Here is a 17,933-nt window from a genome sequence, read left to right as displayed (position 1 = left end):
GGGAGTTTCGTGCCCAGAAGGGGGGTTGGCGGCTTTCCGGCGCCGCCTGATGTCCTCTCACCGACCGCGCGCAACCGAGACTCTCAGGATTGTCGATCACGGCCCGTGACCTTCCTACTGTTCGGGGCCATGCGACGGAAATCCTCCGCTGCGGACGATCGGCTCGACCCCCGCGAGCTGGTCGCGCGGATCACCGCAGAGCACGGTTCCCCTCTCGTGCCCTCCGGCCGTCACCACCGGCGAGGATCCGCCCCCGAGACGCAGGTCGAGACGACTCCCCCCACACCACGCTCCGCCCTGCGCAAGCTCGCCCCGCTCGCCGTCGGCGCCGCCGCCATGGTGCTGGCCACCACGATCATGACCGCCGTCCGGCCTGCCGGGCAGGACAGCCCCGACCTCAATGCCGCACTGCTCTCCAGCGGCACTGCGACCAGCGTCTCGGCCAGCAGCACCGCCGCGAGCACGACCTCACAGGCCGCTGCGCCGCCCAGCTCGGAACCCCCACCGCAGGCCACCGCGACGACCGAGGCCCGCGAGCGGACCACGCCCCGAACCCCGAATCCCCGCCCCCCACGAGAAAGCACCGCGGCCGCGAACGGCGCCACCGCCGGTGGCGGGATCGCCGCGGGCGTGACCACGGCCGGCGCCGGCGTCCAGGCGGCCGTGAAAAAGGGCTGGAAGCTCGTCGGTGGCGATGAGTTCAACGGCGGCCTCTCCAGCACATGGGTGAAGTACGACGGTGCCGGGCACGCCGGCAACGGCCGTCGCTCGCCCAGCGCGATCAGCGTCGAGAACGGCGCCCTCGTCATTCGAGGCGACTCGAACGGCACGACCGGCGGCCTGGCCTGGAGCGAGGGCCAGCGGTACGGCAAATGGGAGGTGCGCGCGAAGTTCCCCGCGGGGGATTCGCAATACCACCCGGTGCTCATCCTCTGGCCGAGCGACATGGCTTGGCCGGAAGGCGGCGAGATCGATTTCGCCGAGACGACCAGCGCGTCGAAGGACGTGTCGTTCTTCCTGCACTACAGCTCGAGCAACCAACAGAAATACGCGAAAAAGGCCCTCGACATCACGCAGTGGCACAACTACGCCGTCGAATGGACCCCGCAGGGGGTCAAGGGCTACATCGACGGCGAGGAGTGGTTCTCCAGCACCGAACAGCACACACTGCCGCCCGGCAAGATGAACCCGACCATCCAGCTCGACTACTTCCCGAGCGGTGGCTCGCCCAAGCCGACCGAGATGTACGTCGACTGGATGCGGGTCTATGCATAGTCGCTGCTCCAACCCCCCTGTGAGTGCGTAACAGTGTTAGAACACTGTTACGCACTCACAGGGAGGTCAGGCCAGCAGCGGGGCCAGACGATCGGCATGGTCGCGCAGCAGACCGACCAGCTCGTCGTTGGACTCGGCCACCCGCTGCACGGGGCCACAGAGCGCGAGACCGGCCACCAGTGAGCCGGTGCCGGGCCCGCGCACCGGAACAGCCAGACACCCCCGGTCCGCGCGCAGCTCCCCGCACTGCCGGGCCAGCCCCACCTTCGCGATCACCTTGAGCTGCGCGGACAACTCCGCCGAGCTGGTCACGGTGTACTCGGTGAACGGGCGCAGGTCCCGCACCAGGGCCCGCCAGTCGGGCTGCTCCGCGAGCAGCAACTTGCCCAGCGCGGTGACCTGCGGGTACCGAGCGAGGACGTGGCCGTCGCTGGGCGGATGGTCGGGATCCGGATCGATGAGGATCACCTGCCCGGTCGAGAACGACGCCAGGTGCACGCCCCAGCGGACCAGCCCACGCAGGTGGTCGACGACCGCCCGCACCGCCGTCGACAGCGCCGGTGTCACCGGCAACGCCAGTCGGGCAGCCCGCCGCCCGAGGGCGAACCCGCGCAGGTCGGGTAGGCGCACCAGATACTCCTCGGCGACCAGCAGGTTCAGGACCCGGTACGTCGTGGCCTGCGGCAACTTGAGAGCGGCGGAGATCTCCTTGGCCGTGACCCCGGGTCCCGACGCGATGACCTCCTCCAGCACGGCGAGCGCATTGCGCACCGCCCGCGGCTGGCGCCCGGACAACGGCACCGGATCGAGCGACGTCACCGGATGCCCACCCGCCGCTCACCGAGCACGTCGGCCGCGACGGTCTCGTCGTACACGCCGATCCCGGCCAGTTGGTCCGGGCGCCGCAGCCGCAGCCAGACCAGCCACACCACACCGATGAGGGCCAGCAGCCCGGTCACGATCGGCAGCGGCCGCCCCAGCGCCGAGACCACGAACGCGACCAGCACGACCAGCAGGATCGGCACGATCACCGCAGTGACCGCCACGGGTGCCGTGGTCAACTCGCCGATCCGCCGAAGGAACAGCGGCGCGGCCAGGCAGACCAACAGGTACGCCACCAGATAACCGACGGTCGCCACGGTGAGCAGCTCACTGAGCACCCGGTCGGGTGGCAACCCCAGCGTGAGCAGCAGCACGGGCACACCGGCCGCGATCGGCAGCGCGACGGTGATCGCGACATGCGGGGTCCGGTAGCGGCGGTGCGTGGCGCCGAGACCCCCGGGTGCGATCCCATCTCGAGCCATCGAGAACAGCACCCGGACCAGCGCGCTGCCGGTGGCCAGTGTGCAGGCGAAGAACGACATCGCGATGCCGAGATCGAGCAGCACTGACAGCCACGGCTGGCCGTGCGCGGCGGCGAGTTGCAGGACCGGCTCGGTCTGCCCGGCCAACCCCCCGGGGGTCCCCGAGAAGCTCACCACCTGCGTATAGGCGGCGAACAGGTACAGCAGCCCGGACACCCCCGCCGTCCACTGCACCGCGCGCGGGATCGTCTGGAAGGGCCTGCGCGCCTCGACGCCGAGCGCGGTGGCCGCCTCGAACCCGATGAACGCGCTCAGCGCGGGCAACACCCCGGCCGCGATCCCGCCGAAACCCGGGTCCACCGCACTGCCGGTCGAGCCCGCGGCCGGATTCTCGCCGCCGAGCAGCACCGCGAAGATCAGCACCATCAAGGAGATCGAGATCGACTCCACCAGCAGCACCACGCGGGCCGAGAGCCGCACCCCGACCAGTGCGAACGCCAGGGCCAGCGCCGCGAACGCACAGACCGCGACGACCAGCAGCGGTCGCGAACCCGGCGCCCCCAGTCCGATGCGGGCGATCAGCGTATTGAGATAGATCGCCGCGCCGGTCAGCGCGGCCATCGCGAGGGCGCCGTACCCGACCAGCAACGCCACCCCGCAGCCGAACGCCCAACTCGGCCCCAGCCCCTTCGCGGTCAGGCTGTAGAGGGATCCGGCCGCGGCCATCCGCCGGGTGAACCGGCCGATGCACGTTCCGATGAGCAGCGCCAGCACCGTGGCCACCAGGAACGACCAGGTCGTCGCCGGACCGGCGGTCGCGGCGACGATCACGGGGGTCGCGGACATCGCGGCAGCGGGTGCAGCGCCGGAGACCGACTGGGCGAACACGTCGAGCGGGCCGAGATGGCGCCGGGCCAGCCCGTGAACGGGCGAGCGCAGCCGTAGCCCGGCCAGCACCCCTCCGGCATCTCGCTGCATCGTTGCTCCTCGCGCCCCCGTCGGCGGGACACGCTAACCCGACGACGCCGCACGGTTACCGCCGTCCTCGTCAAATGAGAAATCCCATCCGGACGTTCCCGAGGAGTGATAGTGATCACAGTCACGTTTTCGCGGTGGGCGATCGGCGTTTGACCTCGCCCGGCCGGGCGGCGACCGTCTGCGACCAGTCCCGTCGTCGCATACGGAGGATTCCCATGACCATCGCCGAAGCCCCGGCAGCCACCGGTGTCGGCGCCACCCACCCGCTCGACCTCACGACCGAGGCCGAGGTGGCACGGCCAGGGAGGTGCTCGCCGACGCGGGTCTGCTCGACGAGAACGTCCGGTTCGCGTTCTTCGCTCCCGAGGAGCCGGCCAAGGCCGAGGTGCTCGCCCACCGCCACGGCGACCCGGTGGATCGCCGGTTCCGCGCGGTGCTGCTGGACCTCGCGAGCGGCCGGTCGACCGACAACGTGGTCTCGGTGACCGGCGGTCGGGTGGTGAGCAGCCGCGAGATCGACCCGCCACGCGACGGCCAACCGCCGATCATCGACGCCGAGTTCGAGATGATCGAGGGCGTTCTCAACGCCGACGCCGACTGGATCGCCGCACTGCGCCGCCGCGACATCGACCCGGCGACGGTGCGGGCGGTGCCACTCTCGGCCGGCGTCTACGACTATCCCGACGAGATCGGCCGCCGCGTCGTGCGCGCCTTCGGGTTCCGCCAGGACCACGAGCGCGACCGCCCGTGGGCGCATCCGATCGACGGGCTGGTCGCCTACGTCGACCTGACCAGGCGCACGGTCACCCGCGTCATCGACCACCAGCAGCTGCCGGTCCCGCAGACCCCCGGCAACTTCGACGACCCGCAGCAGGTCGGCCCGCAACGCACCACGCTCAAGCCCATCGAGATCACCCAGCCGGAGGGGCCGAGCTTCACCGTCGAGGGCAACCGGGTGCGCTGGGAGAAATGGGACCTGCGGATCGGGTTCAACGAGCGCGAGGGCCTCACCCTGCACCAGATCAGCTTCGACGGCCGTCCGATCATCTACCGCGCCTCGGTGGCCGAGATGGTGGTGCCCTACGCCGACCCGTCTCCGGTGCGGTTCTGGCAGAACTACTTCGACTGTGGCGAGTACATGTTCGCCCGCTACGCCGACTCGCTGCAGCTGGGCTGCGACTGCCTCGGCGAGATCCACTACATGGACACCGTCATCGCAGACGATCTCGGCAACCCGAAGACGATCACCAACGCGATCTGCATGCACGAGGAGGACTACGGCGTCCTCTGGAAGCACTCGGACATGTTCACCGGTAGCCACGAGGTCCGCCGCCAGCGCCGCATGGTGTTCTCGTTCTTCACCCCGATCGGCAACTACGACTACGGCTTCTACTGGTACCTCTACCTGGACGGCACGATCCAGCTGGAGGTCAAGGCCACCGGGATCGTGTTCACCTCGGCCTACCCGCAGGGCGGTTCGCCATATGCCACCGAGGTCGCGCCAGGGCTGGGTGCCCCCTACCACCAGCACCTGTTCTCCGCGCGGCTGGACATGACCGTCGACGGGGTACGCAACGCCGTCGAGGAGGTCGAGGCGCTGCGGATGCCGATGGGGCCGGACAACCCGTACGGCAACGCGTTCCAGCAGTCCCGGACCCGGCTGCGGCGCGAGTCGGACGCCCAGCGCACCGCCGACCAGTCCCGCGTCCGGACCTGGCACATCATCAACCCAGAGGTGAGAAACCAGTACGGGAAGCCGGTCGGCTACGCGCTGCTGCCGGAGGGCAAGGCGGCGCTGCTGGCCGACGACGCCTCGTCGATCCACGCCAGGGCCACCTTCGCAACCCGCCATCTCTGGGTGACGCAGTACGACCCGGCGCAGCGCTACCCCGCGGGCGACTTCGTCAACCAGAACGCCGGCGGGGCCGGACTGCCGGCCTGGGTGCAGGCCGACCGATGCGTCGACGGCGAGGACATCGTCGTCTGGCACAGCTTCGGCACCACGCACTTCCCGCGACCGGAGGACTGGCCGGTGATGCCGGTCGACTACACCGGGTTCACGCTCAAGCCGGTCGGGTTCTTCGACCGCAACCCCGCCCTCGACGTTCCGCCCAGCAGCAACGGGCACTGCGTGATGACCGGGGACGGCGATGGCGACTGAGATCGGCGCGCCACCGGGCGTCGCGGAGCCGACCCAGGCGTTCCACAAATCGCTCGGCCTGCGCGACGTCATCGCGCAGAGCCTCTCGGTGATCGCGCCGGCGATGTCGGGAGCGTTCCTGACCTACCTGGCCTCCACCAAGGCCGGCGGCGCGACCCCGCTGGCCTACCTGCTCGGCACGCTCGCGATGCTGTGCGTCGGATCGGTGGTCGCCCAGTTCGCCCGCTCGCTGTCCTCGGCGGGCTCGATGTACACCTACATCACCCGGGGCGCGAACCGCGGACTGGGGTTCCTCGGCGGCTGGTGCTACGCCGCCGCGTTCCTGATCCTGGGTGGCGCCGTGCTGTGCGGCTTCGGCTTCTTCGCGGCGAGCCTGGTCGAGCTGCTCGCCGGAACCAGCCCGCAGTGGTACTGGTTCTCGCTGGCCGGGCTCGTCGTGATCGCGCTGATGAGCATGTTCAACATCCAGGTCTCGACCCGGACCCAGTTGGCGATCCTGCTGGTCACGATGGCGGCGCTGCTGATCACGGCGTTGGTGGTGATCTCCATCGGCTCGCCGGCGTTCAGCGTGCTGGACAGGGCGACTCCGGTGGCCGATGCCGGGGCACGGCTGGATCTTGGTGCGTTCTGGCCGTCGGCGGCCGGGGTGCCCTGGACCGGCGTCCTGTTCGGGCTGAGCTTCGCGATGCTCTCGTTCACCGGCGCCGAGGCGAGCGCGGTGCTCTCGGAGGAAACCCGCAACCCGCGGCAGGTGATCCCGCTGGCCGTGGTCGGTTCCATCGTGGTGGCCGGGCTGTTCTATCTGGTCGTCACCTACGCCACCGCGATCGGCTTCGGGGTGCGGCAGGCCGCGACCGACTGGCCTACCTCGGTGGCCGGGCTCGCGGCCGTCGCGCCGAACTCCGCGTTCGCCGCCATCGTGCTGGCCTGTGCCGCGCTGGCCAGCCTGTTCTGTGCGCTGGGCGTGCACATCGCGGTGTCCCGGGTGATGTTCGCGATGGGCCGGGAGCGGGTGCTCCCACGCTGGCTGGGTGTCCTGCATCCGCGGTGGAAGACACCATGGCGCGCGATCGGGCTGGACCTCGCGGTCTGGGTGCTGCTGGCCGGCGGATCGGTGCTGCTGACCGGCCGGGCGACCCAGGTCGCGCTGGCCGGCGGCGTCGACGGGCCGATCACCGGCGGCGTGTTCGTGTTCACCTTCCTGGCCGGTATCGGCACCCCGCTGGTGATGGCGGTGTATCTGATGCTGGGCATCGCGGGGATCACGCACGGTACGCGCACCCGCAGGCCGGGCTTCCAGGTCGCGGGGGCGCTGGCCGCGTTCGTCGGGGCGCTGGCAGTGTTCGGGAGCCTGTACTACTCGTTCGTGGAACCCGCCCCGGGAGTGGGCATCCCGGTGCTGGTGGCGATCGTGCCGTGGGTCTGCCTGGGGATCGCCGTGACCGGCGCGGCAGTCGCCGCCTGGCTCCGGCGCTTCCGCAGCGCCGACTGGTCGGACATGGGCGCGGTGTTCGACGAGGTCTAGCCCCGCTGTGAGTGCGTAACAGTGTTAGAACACTGTTACGCACTCACAGCGGGTGCTGACCAGGGGTACTGTCGACGGTGCCCGAGGGCCGGGCGCTCCCGTCCGGTGGGGCGCTGGAGGCGTCATGGTCGTCGTCGACGTCGTAGCGGGCCTCGCGGCCGCCGGGCTGGTCTGGTTCCTGGCCGGATTCCGCGTGATCCGGCAGTTCGAACGCGGTGTCGTCTTCCGGTTCGGCAAGGTCGCCGAACAGGTTCGTGGGCCCGGTCTGACCCGGATCCAGCCCGGGATCGACCGTCTCCGCAAGGTCAACATGCAGATCGTCACGATGCCGGTCCCGAGCCAGGACGGCATCACCCGGGACAACGTCACCGTGCGGGTGGACGCGGTCGTCTACTTCAAGGTCGTCGAGCCGGTGCGGGCGATCGTCGACGTCCAGAACTACGTGCAGGCCATCGCCCAGGTCGCCCAGACCTCGCTGCGCTCGATCATCGGCAAGAGCGACCTCGACGACCTGCTGTCCAACCGGGAGCGGCTCAACCAGGGTCTCGAACTGCTCATCGACAGTCCGGCGCTGGGTTGGGGTGTCCACATCGACCGCGTCGAGATCAAGGACGTCGCGCTGCCGGAGTCCATGAAGCGGTCGATGTCGCGGCAGGCCGAGGCCGAACGGGAGCGGCGAGCCCGGGTGATCAGCGCCGACGGCGAGCTGCAGGCCTCGCAGAAGCTGGCCACCGCCGCCGCCACGATGTCGGGTACCCCGGCGGCGCTGCAACTTCGGCTGCTGGAGACCGTCGTCGAGGTCGCCGCCGAGAAGAACTCGACGCTGGTGCTGCCGTTTCCGGTGGAACTGTTGCGATTCCTGGAAGCCTCGACCGATCGGCTACAGGCCGGCGAGCCCGCGAACGCGGTTCCCCCCGCCCAGGCCTCGGGGCCCGGAGACGAGACCGCCGGCACCGGCGAACCGGTGCCGGCGGATCCGGCCGAGAACGGTCAGAAGCTGGCCTTCGGCACACCCTGACCGGGATCGATCTGGTGCGGGCCGCCCGGTCCCGGGCGAACGTCGAAGTCGAAGATCGCGGTCGGGAGGTAGACGGTCGAGCACGAGTTGGGAATGTCGACCACGCCGGAGAGCCTGCCCTCGATCGGCGCCGCCCCCAGGATCATGTATCCCTGCTCGGGGGTGTAGCCGAACTTGGTCAGGTAGTTGATCGCGTGCAGGCAGGCCCGCTGGTAGGACAGGTGCGAGTCGAGGTAGCGCTGCTCGCCGTCGAGTGTCACCGAGGTGCCGGAGAACGCCAGCCACTGGCTGTACTGCGGCTCGGTGTTGCCCGGCATGAAGATGGCGTTCTCGGAGACGCCGTAGGTCTGCATCCCGCCCTTGATCAGGTCGACGTGCAGGTCGATGAACCCGCCCATCTCGATCGCCCCGCAGAAGGTGATCTCGCCGTCGCCCTGGGAGAAGTGCAGGTCACCCACGGACAGCTTCGCCCCGTCGACGAAGACCGGATAGAAGATCCGGGTTCCCTTCGACAGGTTCTTGATGTCCTGGTTGCCACCGTTCTCCCGGGGCGGTGCCGTCCGAGCCGCCTCCGCGGCGACCCGGTCGAACTCGGCACCGGACAGGCTGCCCAGGATCGCCGAGTCCGGGTTCGGCGGCAGCGCGAGCGGCGGAACGCGGTCCGGGTCGGTGTCGATGAGCGCCTGTTCACGGGCGTTCCATTTCGCCAGAAGCTCAGCTGACGGTGCGGTGCCCATCAGCCCCGGGTGGATGATGCCGGTGAACGACACCCCGGGGACGTGCCGGGACGTCGCGACCTGGCCGCGGAAGTCCCAGATCACCTTGTAGGCGTCCGGGAACTGGTCCGTGAGGAAGCTGCCGCCGTTCGCCTTCGCGAAGATCCCGGTGTACCCCCAGCCCTGGCCGGCCAGGGGACCGGAGTCCTCCTGCGGGATCGGCCCCACGTCGACGATGTCCACGATCAGCAGGTCACCCGGCTCGGCTCCCTCGACCGCGATCGGCCCGGACAGCGTATGCACGCTCAGCAGCGGGGCGTGCAGGATGTCCTCGGCGGAGTCGTCGTTCTGGATGGCCCCGTCGAACCACTCCCGGCAGTCCACCCGGAACACGTCGCCCGGTTTGACCCGAACCTGGGCCGGGATATCGGGGTGCCAGCGGTTGTGGCCGACGATCTGCTGATCGGTGAACTTCTTGTTCGAATCGAGCGGGAACACGACTTCGGGCATTGACAGTCCTTCAACTCGACGTTCGCGGCCGGCGGGACGCGGCCGCGTCTTCGGGACGCCCGGACCAGCGCGGTCCGGGCGTCGTCACGGACGCAACGCGTCCGCGAGACTGCGTCGCCGACGGGTCAGCTGCGGCTCTCGGCCACAGCATGGCTTCCGGTGGACGAGATCTCGATCGGGCCGGGACGCATCCGCACCCACAACAGGCCGAACACGACGACGCCGAAGATGGCGAGCGCGATCGCGGTCGCCGCGTCGGCTCGTCCCCACTGGCCGGTCATCAGCAGGAACGCCGGAATCGCCCCGGTCACCCAGCCCTGGATGGCGGTGACCGCGCCCGTGTACCGGGTGATCGTCTCCATCTTGAGGCCGAGCAGCAAGAAGAACAGGAACCACAGGAAGGCCCAGTACAGCCAGATGACCCCGAAGGCGTTGTCACCGAGCCGGAAAAAGTTCAGCCCGGAATACACCAGTGCGCAGACGGCGACAAACGCGGAGAAATAGCCGACGCCGGTACCGTCCAGGTCGGCGAGCAGATTGAACGCAACGTATAGGTAGGTGAAGCCGAACAGATACAACCCGGAGGCGTTGAGGATGACGTTCGCATCGCCTTGAGCCGTGAAGATCAAGTATGTCGGGGTGATGACCTGGAGCAGTCCGACGAATATGTTGAGCGGCGCGGCCGAACGAGCATCCACCCAGCCCAGCAGCATTGCACCGTTGAGAAAAAGCACCGCTCCGACATAGAGCAACCCCACGCTACCCATGGGCGCACACCTCTCTGGTCACGAGTACGGCATCCGGCCGGGCTCGACCGGTCAGGGCAGATGACGACACCGCACCCGACCCTCGACTCAGGGTTGCGGCGGTGTCGCCAGCGCAGGATTCAACGGGGGCACCGACGCCCGACTGCGCGTCTGGGCCGCGCGACGACGCGTCGCACGGTGTTTCTCCGCTCGAGCAGGGTCATTCCGGGATCGCCCCATGGATCGGTCTCATTGGGTCGAACGACCTCGTGGACGGCACATCGGTACAGACTCGTCGCCATATGCGGTCCAGCCCCCTAGACAATCCTCGGCAGCGCTGCCAAATGTGGATCTGCGATGAGTCTGGCCAGGCACCGCTGGCTGCGTCAATACGCCGTTTGATGTAGCACGAAGGATCAGCCCACCGGCCGGCGGGCGTGGAGAAACCGCTGGCAGCGAGGATGCAAAATGTGTGGAGCGAGGACCGGAACGCGCCGGGAACACGTATAATCCACATGCATGAAAACGGTTTTCAACAATGTGGCCGGATCGTTCTGCGCGACGCCCGCTCACCTGCTGCGCGAACCGCGCCCAGCACCGTTCCGACCGTGGACGCTCACCCGGCGGTGCAGATCACCGGGAGCTGAAGCCCAGGACACTCAGCCGAGGCCACGGCGGGTCAGCAACGGGGTGATCTCGGGATCGCGCCCGCGCAACGCGCGGAAGGCCGCCATGCCGTCCACACTGTTGCCCCTGGCGAGCAGCGTGCGGCGGAAGGTGTCGCCCAGCTCGCGGCGCAACCCGCCGTTGTCCCGAAACCAGTCGACGGTGTCGGCGTCGAGGACCTCCGACCAGATGTAGGAGTAGTAGCCCGCGCTGTAGGCGCCGGCGAAGACGTGGTTGAAGTAGGTGCTGCGGTACCGCGGCGGCACCGCCGCCAGTGCGACCCCGGCCTTGGCCAGCGCCGCGGACTCGAAGTACTGCACGGAATCGGCATCGGGGAGCGCGTCGTCGGGGCCGAGGGTGTGCCAAGCCAGATCGAGCAGCGCCGCGGCGAGGTACTCCAGCGTGGCGAAGCCCTGGCCGTACCGGCGCGCGGCCAGCAGCCGCTCCACCAGTTCCGGCGGCATCGGCTCGCCGGTCTGGTGATGCCGGGCGTAGTTGGCCAGCACCTCCGGCCACACCAGCCACATCTCGTTGACCTGAGACGGGTACTCGACGAAGTCGCGGGGCACCCTCGTGCCGGAGAACCGGGGGTAGCGCACGTCGGACAGCAACGCGTGCAAGGCGTGCCCGAACTCGTGGAACAGCGTCCTGACCTCGTCGAACGTCAGCAGCGTCGGCTCGCCCCCGGGCGGTTTCGCGATGTTGAGCGTGTTCATCACGACCGGCGAGGTGCCGAGCAGATGCGACTGCGACACCAGCGAGTTCATCCAGGCGCCGCCGCGTTTGCTCTCGCGGGCGTACGGGTCGAGGCCGAACAACCCGAGCGCGCCGTCGGCGTCGAAGACCTCCCAGATCCGCACATCCTCGTGGTACCGGGGCAGATCGCGTCGCTCGACGAAACGCAGCCCGTACAGCCGCCCGGCGGCGTAGAAGACGCCGTCGTGCAGCACTCGGTCGAGTTCCAGGTAGGGACGCAGCGTGGCCGCGTCGAGGTCGTAGCGCTCGCACCGGACCCGCTCGGCGTAGTACGCCCAGTCCCACGGGGCGAGCTCGTGCCCACCCCCGGCGGCGTCGATCGCGGCCTGCAGGTCGGCCGCCTCGGCCTCCGCGTTCGCGACCGCCGCCGGGACCAGCCCGGTCAGCATCGCCGTCACGTCCTCAAGGGACCGCGCCGTGCTGTCCGCGATCACATACTCCGCGTGGTTGGCAAACCCCAGCAGCCGGGCGCGTTCGGCCCGCAGTGCCGCCAGCCGCCGGACGAGGTCCCGGGTGTCGTTGTCGTTACCGCACGCACCCCGCGAGATCGAGGCGTCGAACAGCCGGGCCCGCAGGTCGCGGTCGGTGAGCGAGGCCAGCGCGGGCTGGCAGGTTGGCAGCGCCAGGGTGAGCAGGTAGCCCTCGCGCCCACGCGCCGCCGCGGCCGCGGCCAGCGCCGCGATCGCATCGGGCGCCAGGCCGTCGAGCCGGGCAGGATCGTCGACGGCCACGGCCGAGTCGTTCATCGCGGCCAGCAGCCGGGTACCGAACGCCGTGGCCAGCGTGGACAGCTCCGCGTTGAGCTCGCGCAGGCGCCGTTGGTCGGCCTCCCCGAGCTCGGCCCCGGCCCGGACCGCGTCCAGGTGATAGCGCTCCAGCAGCCGCAGCGACTCGGGGTCCAGGTCGAGCGAGTCGCGCCGGTCGTACAGGTCACGGATGCGCGCGACGAGCCGCGGGTCGAGTGTGATGGCGTCGCGGTGCGCGGCGAGCCGCGGCGCGATGTCGGCCTGAAGCTGGTCGATCGCCGGGTTCGTGTGCGCGCTGGCCCGGCCGAAGAAGACCGTGGACACCCGGGTCAGCACCTGCCCGGAACGTTCCAGGGCGACGACCGTGTTCTCGAACGTCGGCGGCTCCGGGTTCGCGGCGATGGCCTCGACCTCGGCCCGCTGCTGGGCCATCCCCGCCTCGAACGCCGGCGCGAAGTGCGCGTCGGTGATCCGGCGGTAGTCGGGCAGCTGGTAAGGCAACGGGCTCGGGGCCAGGAACGGGTTGTCCGCCGCGGTCATGCGCACCAACCTACTGCGGCCGCGTGCTCGCCCAGCGCGACCGCGGTGGCCGCCGGGCCACGGCGCGGCACCACCGGCAGCACGGACGTGTCCACGACGCGCAGCCCGTCGACCCCCTGCACCCGCAACCGTTCGTCGACGACCGCCTCGGGATCGCCGGCCGGCCCCATGGCCGCGCTGCCACACAGATGCGCCGAGGTCGTGAGCCGCTCGCGCAGCCAGCCGTCGAGCCGGTGATCGACGCCGAGCACCCCGCCGTCGAGTCCGACGCGCTCGCCGAGCCCGACGCGTAGCAGGTCGGCCGCGACGCGCACGGCGTGCCGCAACCGGCGCCGGTCCGCCTCCTCGCGGAGGTAGCCGTACCGGATCCGCGGCCGGGCGGCCGGATCGGGCGAGGTCAGCGTCAGCACTCCGCGGCTGCGCGGCGCCTGTAGCGCGCACATCAGATGCAGCGGGCCGCCGTCGGTGAAAGGCCGGGTGAACAGCAGGATCTCCAGGTCACCGGCGGGGTCGGCGCCCGAGTCCAGGTGCAGGGCCGCCTGCGCGGTGACGGCGTGCGGATGCGGCGCGGCGGCGACGTGCGGGCGGAAACCGAGGAACACGGCAGGATGGTCCGACCAGTTGCGGCCCACTCCCGGCCGGTCGTGGCGGACCTCGATCCCGATGGCCCGCAGATCATCGGCGGGACCGATGCCCGACAACATCAGCAGCTGCGGGGTGTGCACCGCGCCGGCCGCGAGCACGACCTCCCCGGCCTCGACCGGACCGTCGCGCGTCTGCACGCCGACGGCGCGGTCGCCGTCGAGCAGCAGCCGGGTGGCCGGGGTGTTGCCGCGCACGCACAGGTTCGGCCGGTCGAGCACCGGCAGCAGGTACCCGATCGCGGCGCTGACCCGCAGCCCGTCGACCACATTGGACGGCACCGGCCCGGCCCCCGGCGGGCCGCCGGCGTTCTTGTCCGGTTCGGCCGGAAAGCCGAGCCGCGCGGCGGCCTCGAGGAACGGACCGGTGGTGGGGCTACGCAGGTGATCCACGGGTCGGCGCACCGGGATCGGGCCACGTCGGCCGTGGCCGGGACCGGTGCGGTCGAGATCGCGCTCGGACCGGGCGTAGGCGGGCAGCAGATCGGCGTACGTCCAGCCGGGCATCCCCCAGCCGGTGGCGTCGGCCGGGGTGGCTCGGATGAAGTACCCGCCGTTGATCGCGCCCGAACCGCCCAGGATCCGGCCCCCCGCCACGACATCGGGACGGCCCGGGACCAGCTCGACCGGGTGCGCCCAGTTCAGCGGATGTTCCGGGGCGGTGGCGGCGAGCGAGGTGACGTCGCGGGCCGCCGGTGGATACTCGGCGACGCGCCGGGGCACGGGTCCGGCCTCCAGCAGCAGCACCCGGCGTCCGGGATTCTCCGACAGCAGCGCCGCCAGCACGCAGCCCGCGGAACCACCGCCCACGATGACCACGTCGAACGGCTCTGCGGGCACAGGGGGAGGATGCCTCACATGGCTGACCTCGCGCTGGATCTCGCGGAGTTCATCACGGCGAGCCCGACCCCGTACCACGCGGTGGCGGAGGCCGTGCGCCGGTTGACGGCTGCCGGGTTCACCGAGCAGCCCGAGGCGGGCGAGTGGGACACCGGTGTGGGCGGGCGCTACCAGGTTCGCGACGGCACGGTGCTCGCCTGGTGGCAGCGCGGCGAACCGGCCCCACTGCGGATCTTCGCCGCGCACACCGACTCACCGACGCTCAAGGTCAAGCCGCTCCCGGACACCGGGGCGGGTGGCTGGCGGCAGGTCGCCGTGGAGGTCTACGGCGGAGCGCTGTGGAACTCCTGGCTCGACCGCGATCTCGGACTGGCCGGGCGGCTGGTCTGCTATGACGGCTCGACTCACCTGGTCAACGTCGCCCGACCGCTGCTGCGGGTGCCGCAGCTGGCGATCCACCTCGACCGCTCGGTGAACAACGAGGGGTTGCGGCTCGACGCCCAGCAGCACCTGCTGCCGATCTGGGGCCTGGGCGCCGCCGAGGACGGCGACCTGCTCGGCTTCCTGACCGGGGAGGTGGACGTCGACCCGGACGAGATCGCCGCGCACGACCTCGTCGTGCACGACCTCACCCCGCCCGCGCGGCTCGGCGCGGAGGAGGAGCTGCTAGCCGCGCCACGGCTGGACAACCTCGCCTCGGTGCACGCCGGGATCACCGCGCTGCTCGACGCGGCCGCGCGCGAGCCCTCGGTGGTGCCGGTGTTCGTCGGGTTCGATCACGAGGAGATCGGCAGCGGTACCGCGACGGGGGCGGCGGGCCCGCTGCTGGAGACCGTGCTCACCCGCCTCGCCGGAGGCTTCGACGCCCGGGCCCGGCTGTTCGCGACGTCGCGCTGCCTGTCCGTCGACGTCACGCACGCCGCGCACCCGAACTACCTCGGCCACTACGACCCGACCCACCGGTCGCTGCCCAACCGAGGCCCGGCGATGAAGGTCAACGCCAACCAGCGCTACGCCACCGACGCCCCGGGCGCCGCGGCCTGGCACCGGGCCTGCCGCGACGCAGGGGTGCCGACCCAGTACTTCGTCGGCAAGAACACGGTGCCGTGCGGGAGCACCGTCGGCCCGATCATCGCGACCCGGCTGGGCATCCGCACCGTCGACGTCGGCATTCCGGTGCTGTCGATGCATTCGGCCCGCGAGTTGTGCGGGGTGGCCGATCCGGCACATCTGGCCGCCGCCGCGACGGCGTTCCTGACCGACGCAGGCTGACCGTCCCTTCAGCGGAAGGGTGGAGGACCATCGAGTTCGACATGATGGTCGGATGATCTAGAGATTTCGACCCTCACGTCGAACTCGGCGGCGGCCACTTTCCGGTCAGGGAGCCTGGAGGAACGAAAGCCCCGCAATGTGCGGGCGTCCCAGGCCGAGCGCGTCCACGAGGCCCGCGAGGCAGTCGGCGAAGTCCGCCATCCGGAACGACGCCTCGCCTCAAAGCAGCGCCCCTCGGGGGGTTGATGTCACCGGTTGATGTCAAGGCGCCGACCGACGGCAACGAGGGCAAGTGATCATGCCTCTGACCTGGCGGAAGCGGAGGGATTCGAACCCCCGGACCCGTGAAGGTCTCTCGCTTTCAAGGCGAGTGCATTCGGCCGCTCTGCCACGCTTCCGTACCGCAGCCTAACGCGCGATCGAGATGGGGCTCCTGGTCGCATACGCCGACACGACTCGCCGACGGAAGACAGCCGTTGCCGGACCTGGACTTCGTCCGGCCGCGTTGGCGCCCTGGGCTATCTGCCCGGACCCACGGTTTCGGGACCGAGGTCGGACAGGCGGACGAGGTTGATCTGTCCGGGCGCAATGCGGTCGGCCTCGATACGGACCGCGACCCCCGGGCCGAGGACCGCCGCCCGACCCACAGCATCGTCCAGCAGAGCGCCGCGAACCGTCCGTCCATCGACGACGACGTCGATCGGCTCACCGGACATCGTCGGCTCATCACGACCTACCAGGGTGGTTACCCGAACGAGCGGGCCACCCGGCTCACCATGATCCACGACAATTTCGTAGCTGCCGTCGGACGACTCACCGAGCCCACCCAGGCACCGCGGGCCATCCCAGTCGGCGAGTCCGTACGCCACCACGCGCCCGTCGCGTACCGCCGCCAGGACCTGCGTGGTCCGCCATTCGTCCTGGTTGGGAGCGTGCGCAGCAGCCCGCGCGGACGGCCGGTCAGCGGCAAGACGGACCGGCCGCCGAGGACGAACGGCAAGGCGAGGGTCAGTGCCGGGAACAGCGGCAGCGGTAGCCACCACAGCGCGACGTGTCTCGCTCAGAGGATCGATCCGACCGCAAGCCCGAGCACCGCGGCGAGCACATGGATGCGGGTGTGCAGGTGCGTCCGACGGCGAGAGTGTGCCCACTCGGCGAGGCGCAGGCGCAACGGCGAGACGGAACGGAGCACGGCATGATCGCGGGGCACCCGTCGAGTATCGCCCTGCCTCGGAGGCGGCACCGGTCGAATTCCCCCCGGGTCCCGACGACCGCGGGGGTCGGATGTGGTGGGATCTTCATCGCCGGAACCACGCGCGCGGGAGGCAGCGATGCGGTTCGACGAGAACGCCGATCTCGATACGTCACATATCGATGACTTGCGAGGCTCGGGCGGCGGCGGTGGGGGCCTCGGGGGCCGGGTGGCGATCGGCGGCGGCGGGGTGGGAATCGTCGGGCTGATCCTCTTCTTCCTGTTGTCGCAGCTGGGCGGCGTGGGTGGCGGAGGCGGAGTCCCGTTGCCCGGCGGTCTGTCCGGCCTTGCGAACGGGCAGAGCGCCGACAACACCGACATCGCCCAGAGCTGTCGAACGGGCGCCGACGCCAACACGAGGCTCGACTGCGAGGTCGTCGCCGTCACGAACTCTCTTGACGGCTACTGGTCCGACGCGTTCGCCCGGTCCGGGCAGACCTACCGTCCGCCACGCACGAACTTCTTCCGGGGCGGGGTCAACACCGGTGGCTGCGGCAGCGCGACCTCGGCGGTCGGGCCGTTCTACTGCCCTGCGGATTCCGAGGTCTACATCGACCTGAGTTTCTTCCAGGAACTCCAGACGCGCTTCGGCGCCCAGGGCGGACCGTTCGCCCGCGCCTACGTGATCGCCCACGAGTACGGCCACCACGTGCAGAACCTGCTCGGCACCAGCCGGCGGGTGCGCGCGGGCGACTCCGGACCCACATCGGGGTCGGTACGGCTGGAGCTGCAGGCCGACTGCTACGCGGGCGTCTGGGCCAACCACGCGACCAGCGTCCCGACCGCCAGCGGGCGGCCCCTGATCACCGACGTCACGCGGGACGACGTCAACGCCGCGCTCGATACCGCCGAGCGGATCGGGGACGACTACATCCAGTCCAACCTCGGCGGCGGTCGCGTCGATGAGAGCCAGTTCACCCACGGCAGCTCCGCGCAGCGCGAGAAGTGGTACCTGACCGGCTTCCAGACCGGCGACCCGGCACGCTG

General features: G+C 70.4%; 13 protein-coding genes, 1 tRNA gene and 1 pseudogene. 6 read left to right on the top strand and 9 right to left on the bottom strand.

The window, feature by feature from the left end; translation table 11 throughout:
* The first annotated feature begins 336 nt into the window (after window positions 1-336).
* Window positions 337-1,275, top strand: coding sequence for a glycoside hydrolase family 16 protein (locus ACFQE5_RS18775; RefSeq protein ID WP_379586782.1), 939 nt, complete (start codon window positions 337-339; stop codon window positions 1,273-1,275).
* Window positions 1,276-1,341: 66 nt separating this feature from the next.
* Here the strand turns inward: ACFQE5_RS18775 and ACFQE5_RS18770 are convergent, their stop codons facing one another.
* Together ACFQE5_RS18770 and ACFQE5_RS18765 are read right to left on the bottom strand one after the other, a co-directional pair.
* Entirely contained in the window at window positions 1,342-2,094 is a 753-nt protein-coding gene (locus ACFQE5_RS18770; protein ID WP_379586781.1) for an IclR family transcriptional regulator, read from the bottom strand.
* Complete coding sequence (locus tag ACFQE5_RS18765; RefSeq protein ID WP_379586780.1) at window positions 2,091-3,557, bottom strand: APC family permease; 1,467 nt, start codon at window positions 3,555-3,557, stop codon at window positions 2,091-2,093. Before ACFQE5_RS18765 ends, ACFQE5_RS18770 begins: the two co-directional genes overlap by 4 nt.
* Window positions 3,558-3,772: 215 nt before the next feature.
* Here ACFQE5_RS18765 and ACFQE5_RS18760 point away from each other — a divergent pair.
* From ACFQE5_RS18760 to ACFQE5_RS18750, 3 genes and pseudogenes are all read left to right on the top strand, one after another.
* Window positions 3,773-5,718 (top strand): annotated as a pseudogene (locus ACFQE5_RS18760) (primary-amine oxidase).
* Window positions 5,708-7,243: an APC family permease gene (locus ACFQE5_RS18755; protein ID WP_379586778.1), complete on the top strand. Its 1,536-nt coding sequence runs from the start codon at window positions 5,708-5,710 to the stop codon at window positions 7,241-7,243. The pseudogene ACFQE5_RS18760 and the gene ACFQE5_RS18755 overlap by 11 nt, the downstream one beginning before the upstream one ends.
* 124 nt (window positions 7,244-7,367) lie before the next feature.
* The gene (locus ACFQE5_RS18750) at window positions 7,368-8,261 is read left to right on the top strand and encodes a slipin family protein (protein WP_379586776.1); all 894 of its coding nucleotides are present in this window, start codon (window positions 7,368-7,370) and stop codon (window positions 8,259-8,261) included.
* On the opposite strand, the gene fmdA is transcribed toward ACFQE5_RS18750, so the two are convergent.
* The 4 genes from fmdA to mftG form a co-directional block, all read right to left on the bottom strand.
* Window positions 8,234-9,487, bottom strand: coding sequence for a formamidase (fmdA, locus tag ACFQE5_RS18745; protein ID WP_379586775.1), 1,254 nt, complete (start codon window positions 9,485-9,487; stop codon window positions 8,234-8,236). The two genes, ACFQE5_RS18750 and fmdA, sit on opposite strands and share 28 nt — an antisense overlap.
* 125 nt (window positions 9,488-9,612) lie before the next feature.
* Window positions 9,613-10,254 (bottom strand): AmiS/UreI family transporter, encoded by a 642-nt coding sequence (locus tag ACFQE5_RS18740; protein ID WP_379586774.1) that lies wholly within the window; start codon window positions 10,252-10,254, stop codon window positions 9,613-9,615.
* Between the two features lie 638 nt (window positions 10,255-10,892).
* The gene (locus ACFQE5_RS18735) at window positions 10,893-12,941 is read right to left on the bottom strand and encodes a M3 family metallopeptidase (protein ID WP_379586773.1); all 2,049 of its coding nucleotides are present in this window, start codon (window positions 12,939-12,941) and stop codon (window positions 10,893-10,895) included.
* On the bottom strand, window positions 12,938-14,422 hold the full coding sequence (gene mftG / locus ACFQE5_RS18730) for a mycofactocin dehydrogenase MftG (protein ID WP_379586771.1): 1,485 nt from the start codon (window positions 14,420-14,422) through the stop codon (window positions 12,938-12,940). Before mftG ends, ACFQE5_RS18735 begins: the two co-directional genes overlap by 4 nt.
* A gap of 18 nt (window positions 14,423-14,440) precedes the next feature.
* Here mftG and ACFQE5_RS18725 point away from each other — a divergent pair, with 18 nt between their 5' ends.
* Window positions 14,441-15,694, top strand: a complete 1,254-nt coding sequence (locus ACFQE5_RS18725) for a M18 family aminopeptidase (RefSeq protein ID WP_379586770.1) — start codon at window positions 14,441-14,443, stop codon at window positions 15,692-15,694.
* A 310-nt stretch (window positions 15,695-16,004) separates the two neighbouring features.
* Here ACFQE5_RS18725 and ACFQE5_RS18720 read toward each other — a convergent pair.
* From ACFQE5_RS18720 to ACFQE5_RS18710, 3 genes are all read right to left on the bottom strand, one after another.
* A tRNA-Ser gene (locus ACFQE5_RS18720) sits at window positions 16,005-16,092 on the bottom strand.
* 120 nt (window positions 16,093-16,212) lie between these two features.
* Complete coding sequence (locus tag ACFQE5_RS18715) at window positions 16,213-16,410, bottom strand: hypothetical protein (RefSeq protein WP_379586768.1); 198 nt, start codon at window positions 16,408-16,410, stop codon at window positions 16,213-16,215.
* A 344-nt stretch (window positions 16,411-16,754) separates the two neighbouring features.
* Window positions 16,755-16,904, bottom strand: coding sequence for a hypothetical protein (locus ACFQE5_RS18710; RefSeq protein ID WP_379586766.1), 150 nt, complete (start codon window positions 16,902-16,904; stop codon window positions 16,755-16,757).
* Window positions 16,905-17,025: 121 nt separating this feature from the next.
* On the opposite strand from ACFQE5_RS18710, the gene ypfJ reads away from it, so the two are divergent.
* On the top strand, window positions 17,026-17,933 hold a 908-nt coding region (gene ypfJ / locus ACFQE5_RS18705), incomplete at its 3' end, for a KPN_02809 family neutral zinc metallopeptidase (protein ID WP_379586764.1).

The sequence above is a fragment of the Pseudonocardia hispaniensis genome, assembly GCF_042658695.1.
GTDB classification, from domain to species: Bacteria; Actinomycetota; Actinomycetes; order Mycobacteriales; family Pseudonocardiaceae; genus Pseudonocardia; species Pseudonocardia hispaniensis.
Note: the sequence above shows the minus strand (reverse complement) of the source record. Positions and strands in the feature narration are given on the sequence as shown.

Coding starts and splice junctions, on each gene's coding strand:
- ACFQE5_RS18775 (WP_379586782.1), top strand. CDS start 337: ATGGTGCTGGCCACCACGATCATGACCGCCGTCCGGCCTGCCGGGCAG.
- ACFQE5_RS18765 (WP_379586780.1), bottom strand. CDS start 3,557: ATGCAGCGAGATGCCGGAGGGGTGCTGGCCGGGCTACGGCTGCGCTCG.
- ACFQE5_RS18755 (WP_379586778.1), top strand. CDS start 5,708: ATGGCGACTGAGATCGGCGCGCCACCGGGCGTCGCGGAGCCGACCCAG.
- ACFQE5_RS18750 (WP_379586776.1), top strand. CDS start 7,368: ATGGTCGTCGTCGACGTCGTAGCGGGCCTCGCGGCCGCCGGGCTGGTC.
- fmdA (WP_379586775.1), bottom strand. CDS start 9,487: ATGCCCGAAGTCGTGTTCCCGCTCGATTCGAACAAGAAGTTCACCGAT.
- ACFQE5_RS18740 (WP_379586774.1), bottom strand. CDS start 10,254: ATGGGTAGCGTGGGGTTGCTCTATGTCGGAGCGGTGCTTTTTCTCAAC.
- ACFQE5_RS18735 (WP_379586773.1), bottom strand. CDS start 12,941: ATGACCGCGGCGGACAACCCGTTCCTGGCCCCGAGCCCGTTGCCTTAC.
- ACFQE5_RS18725 (WP_379586770.1), top strand. CDS start 14,441: ATGGCTGACCTCGCGCTGGATCTCGCGGAGTTCATCACGGCGAGCCCG.
- ACFQE5_RS18715 (WP_379586768.1), bottom strand. CDS start 16,410: ATGTCCGGTGAGCCGATCGACGTCGTCGTCGATGGACGGACGGTTCGC.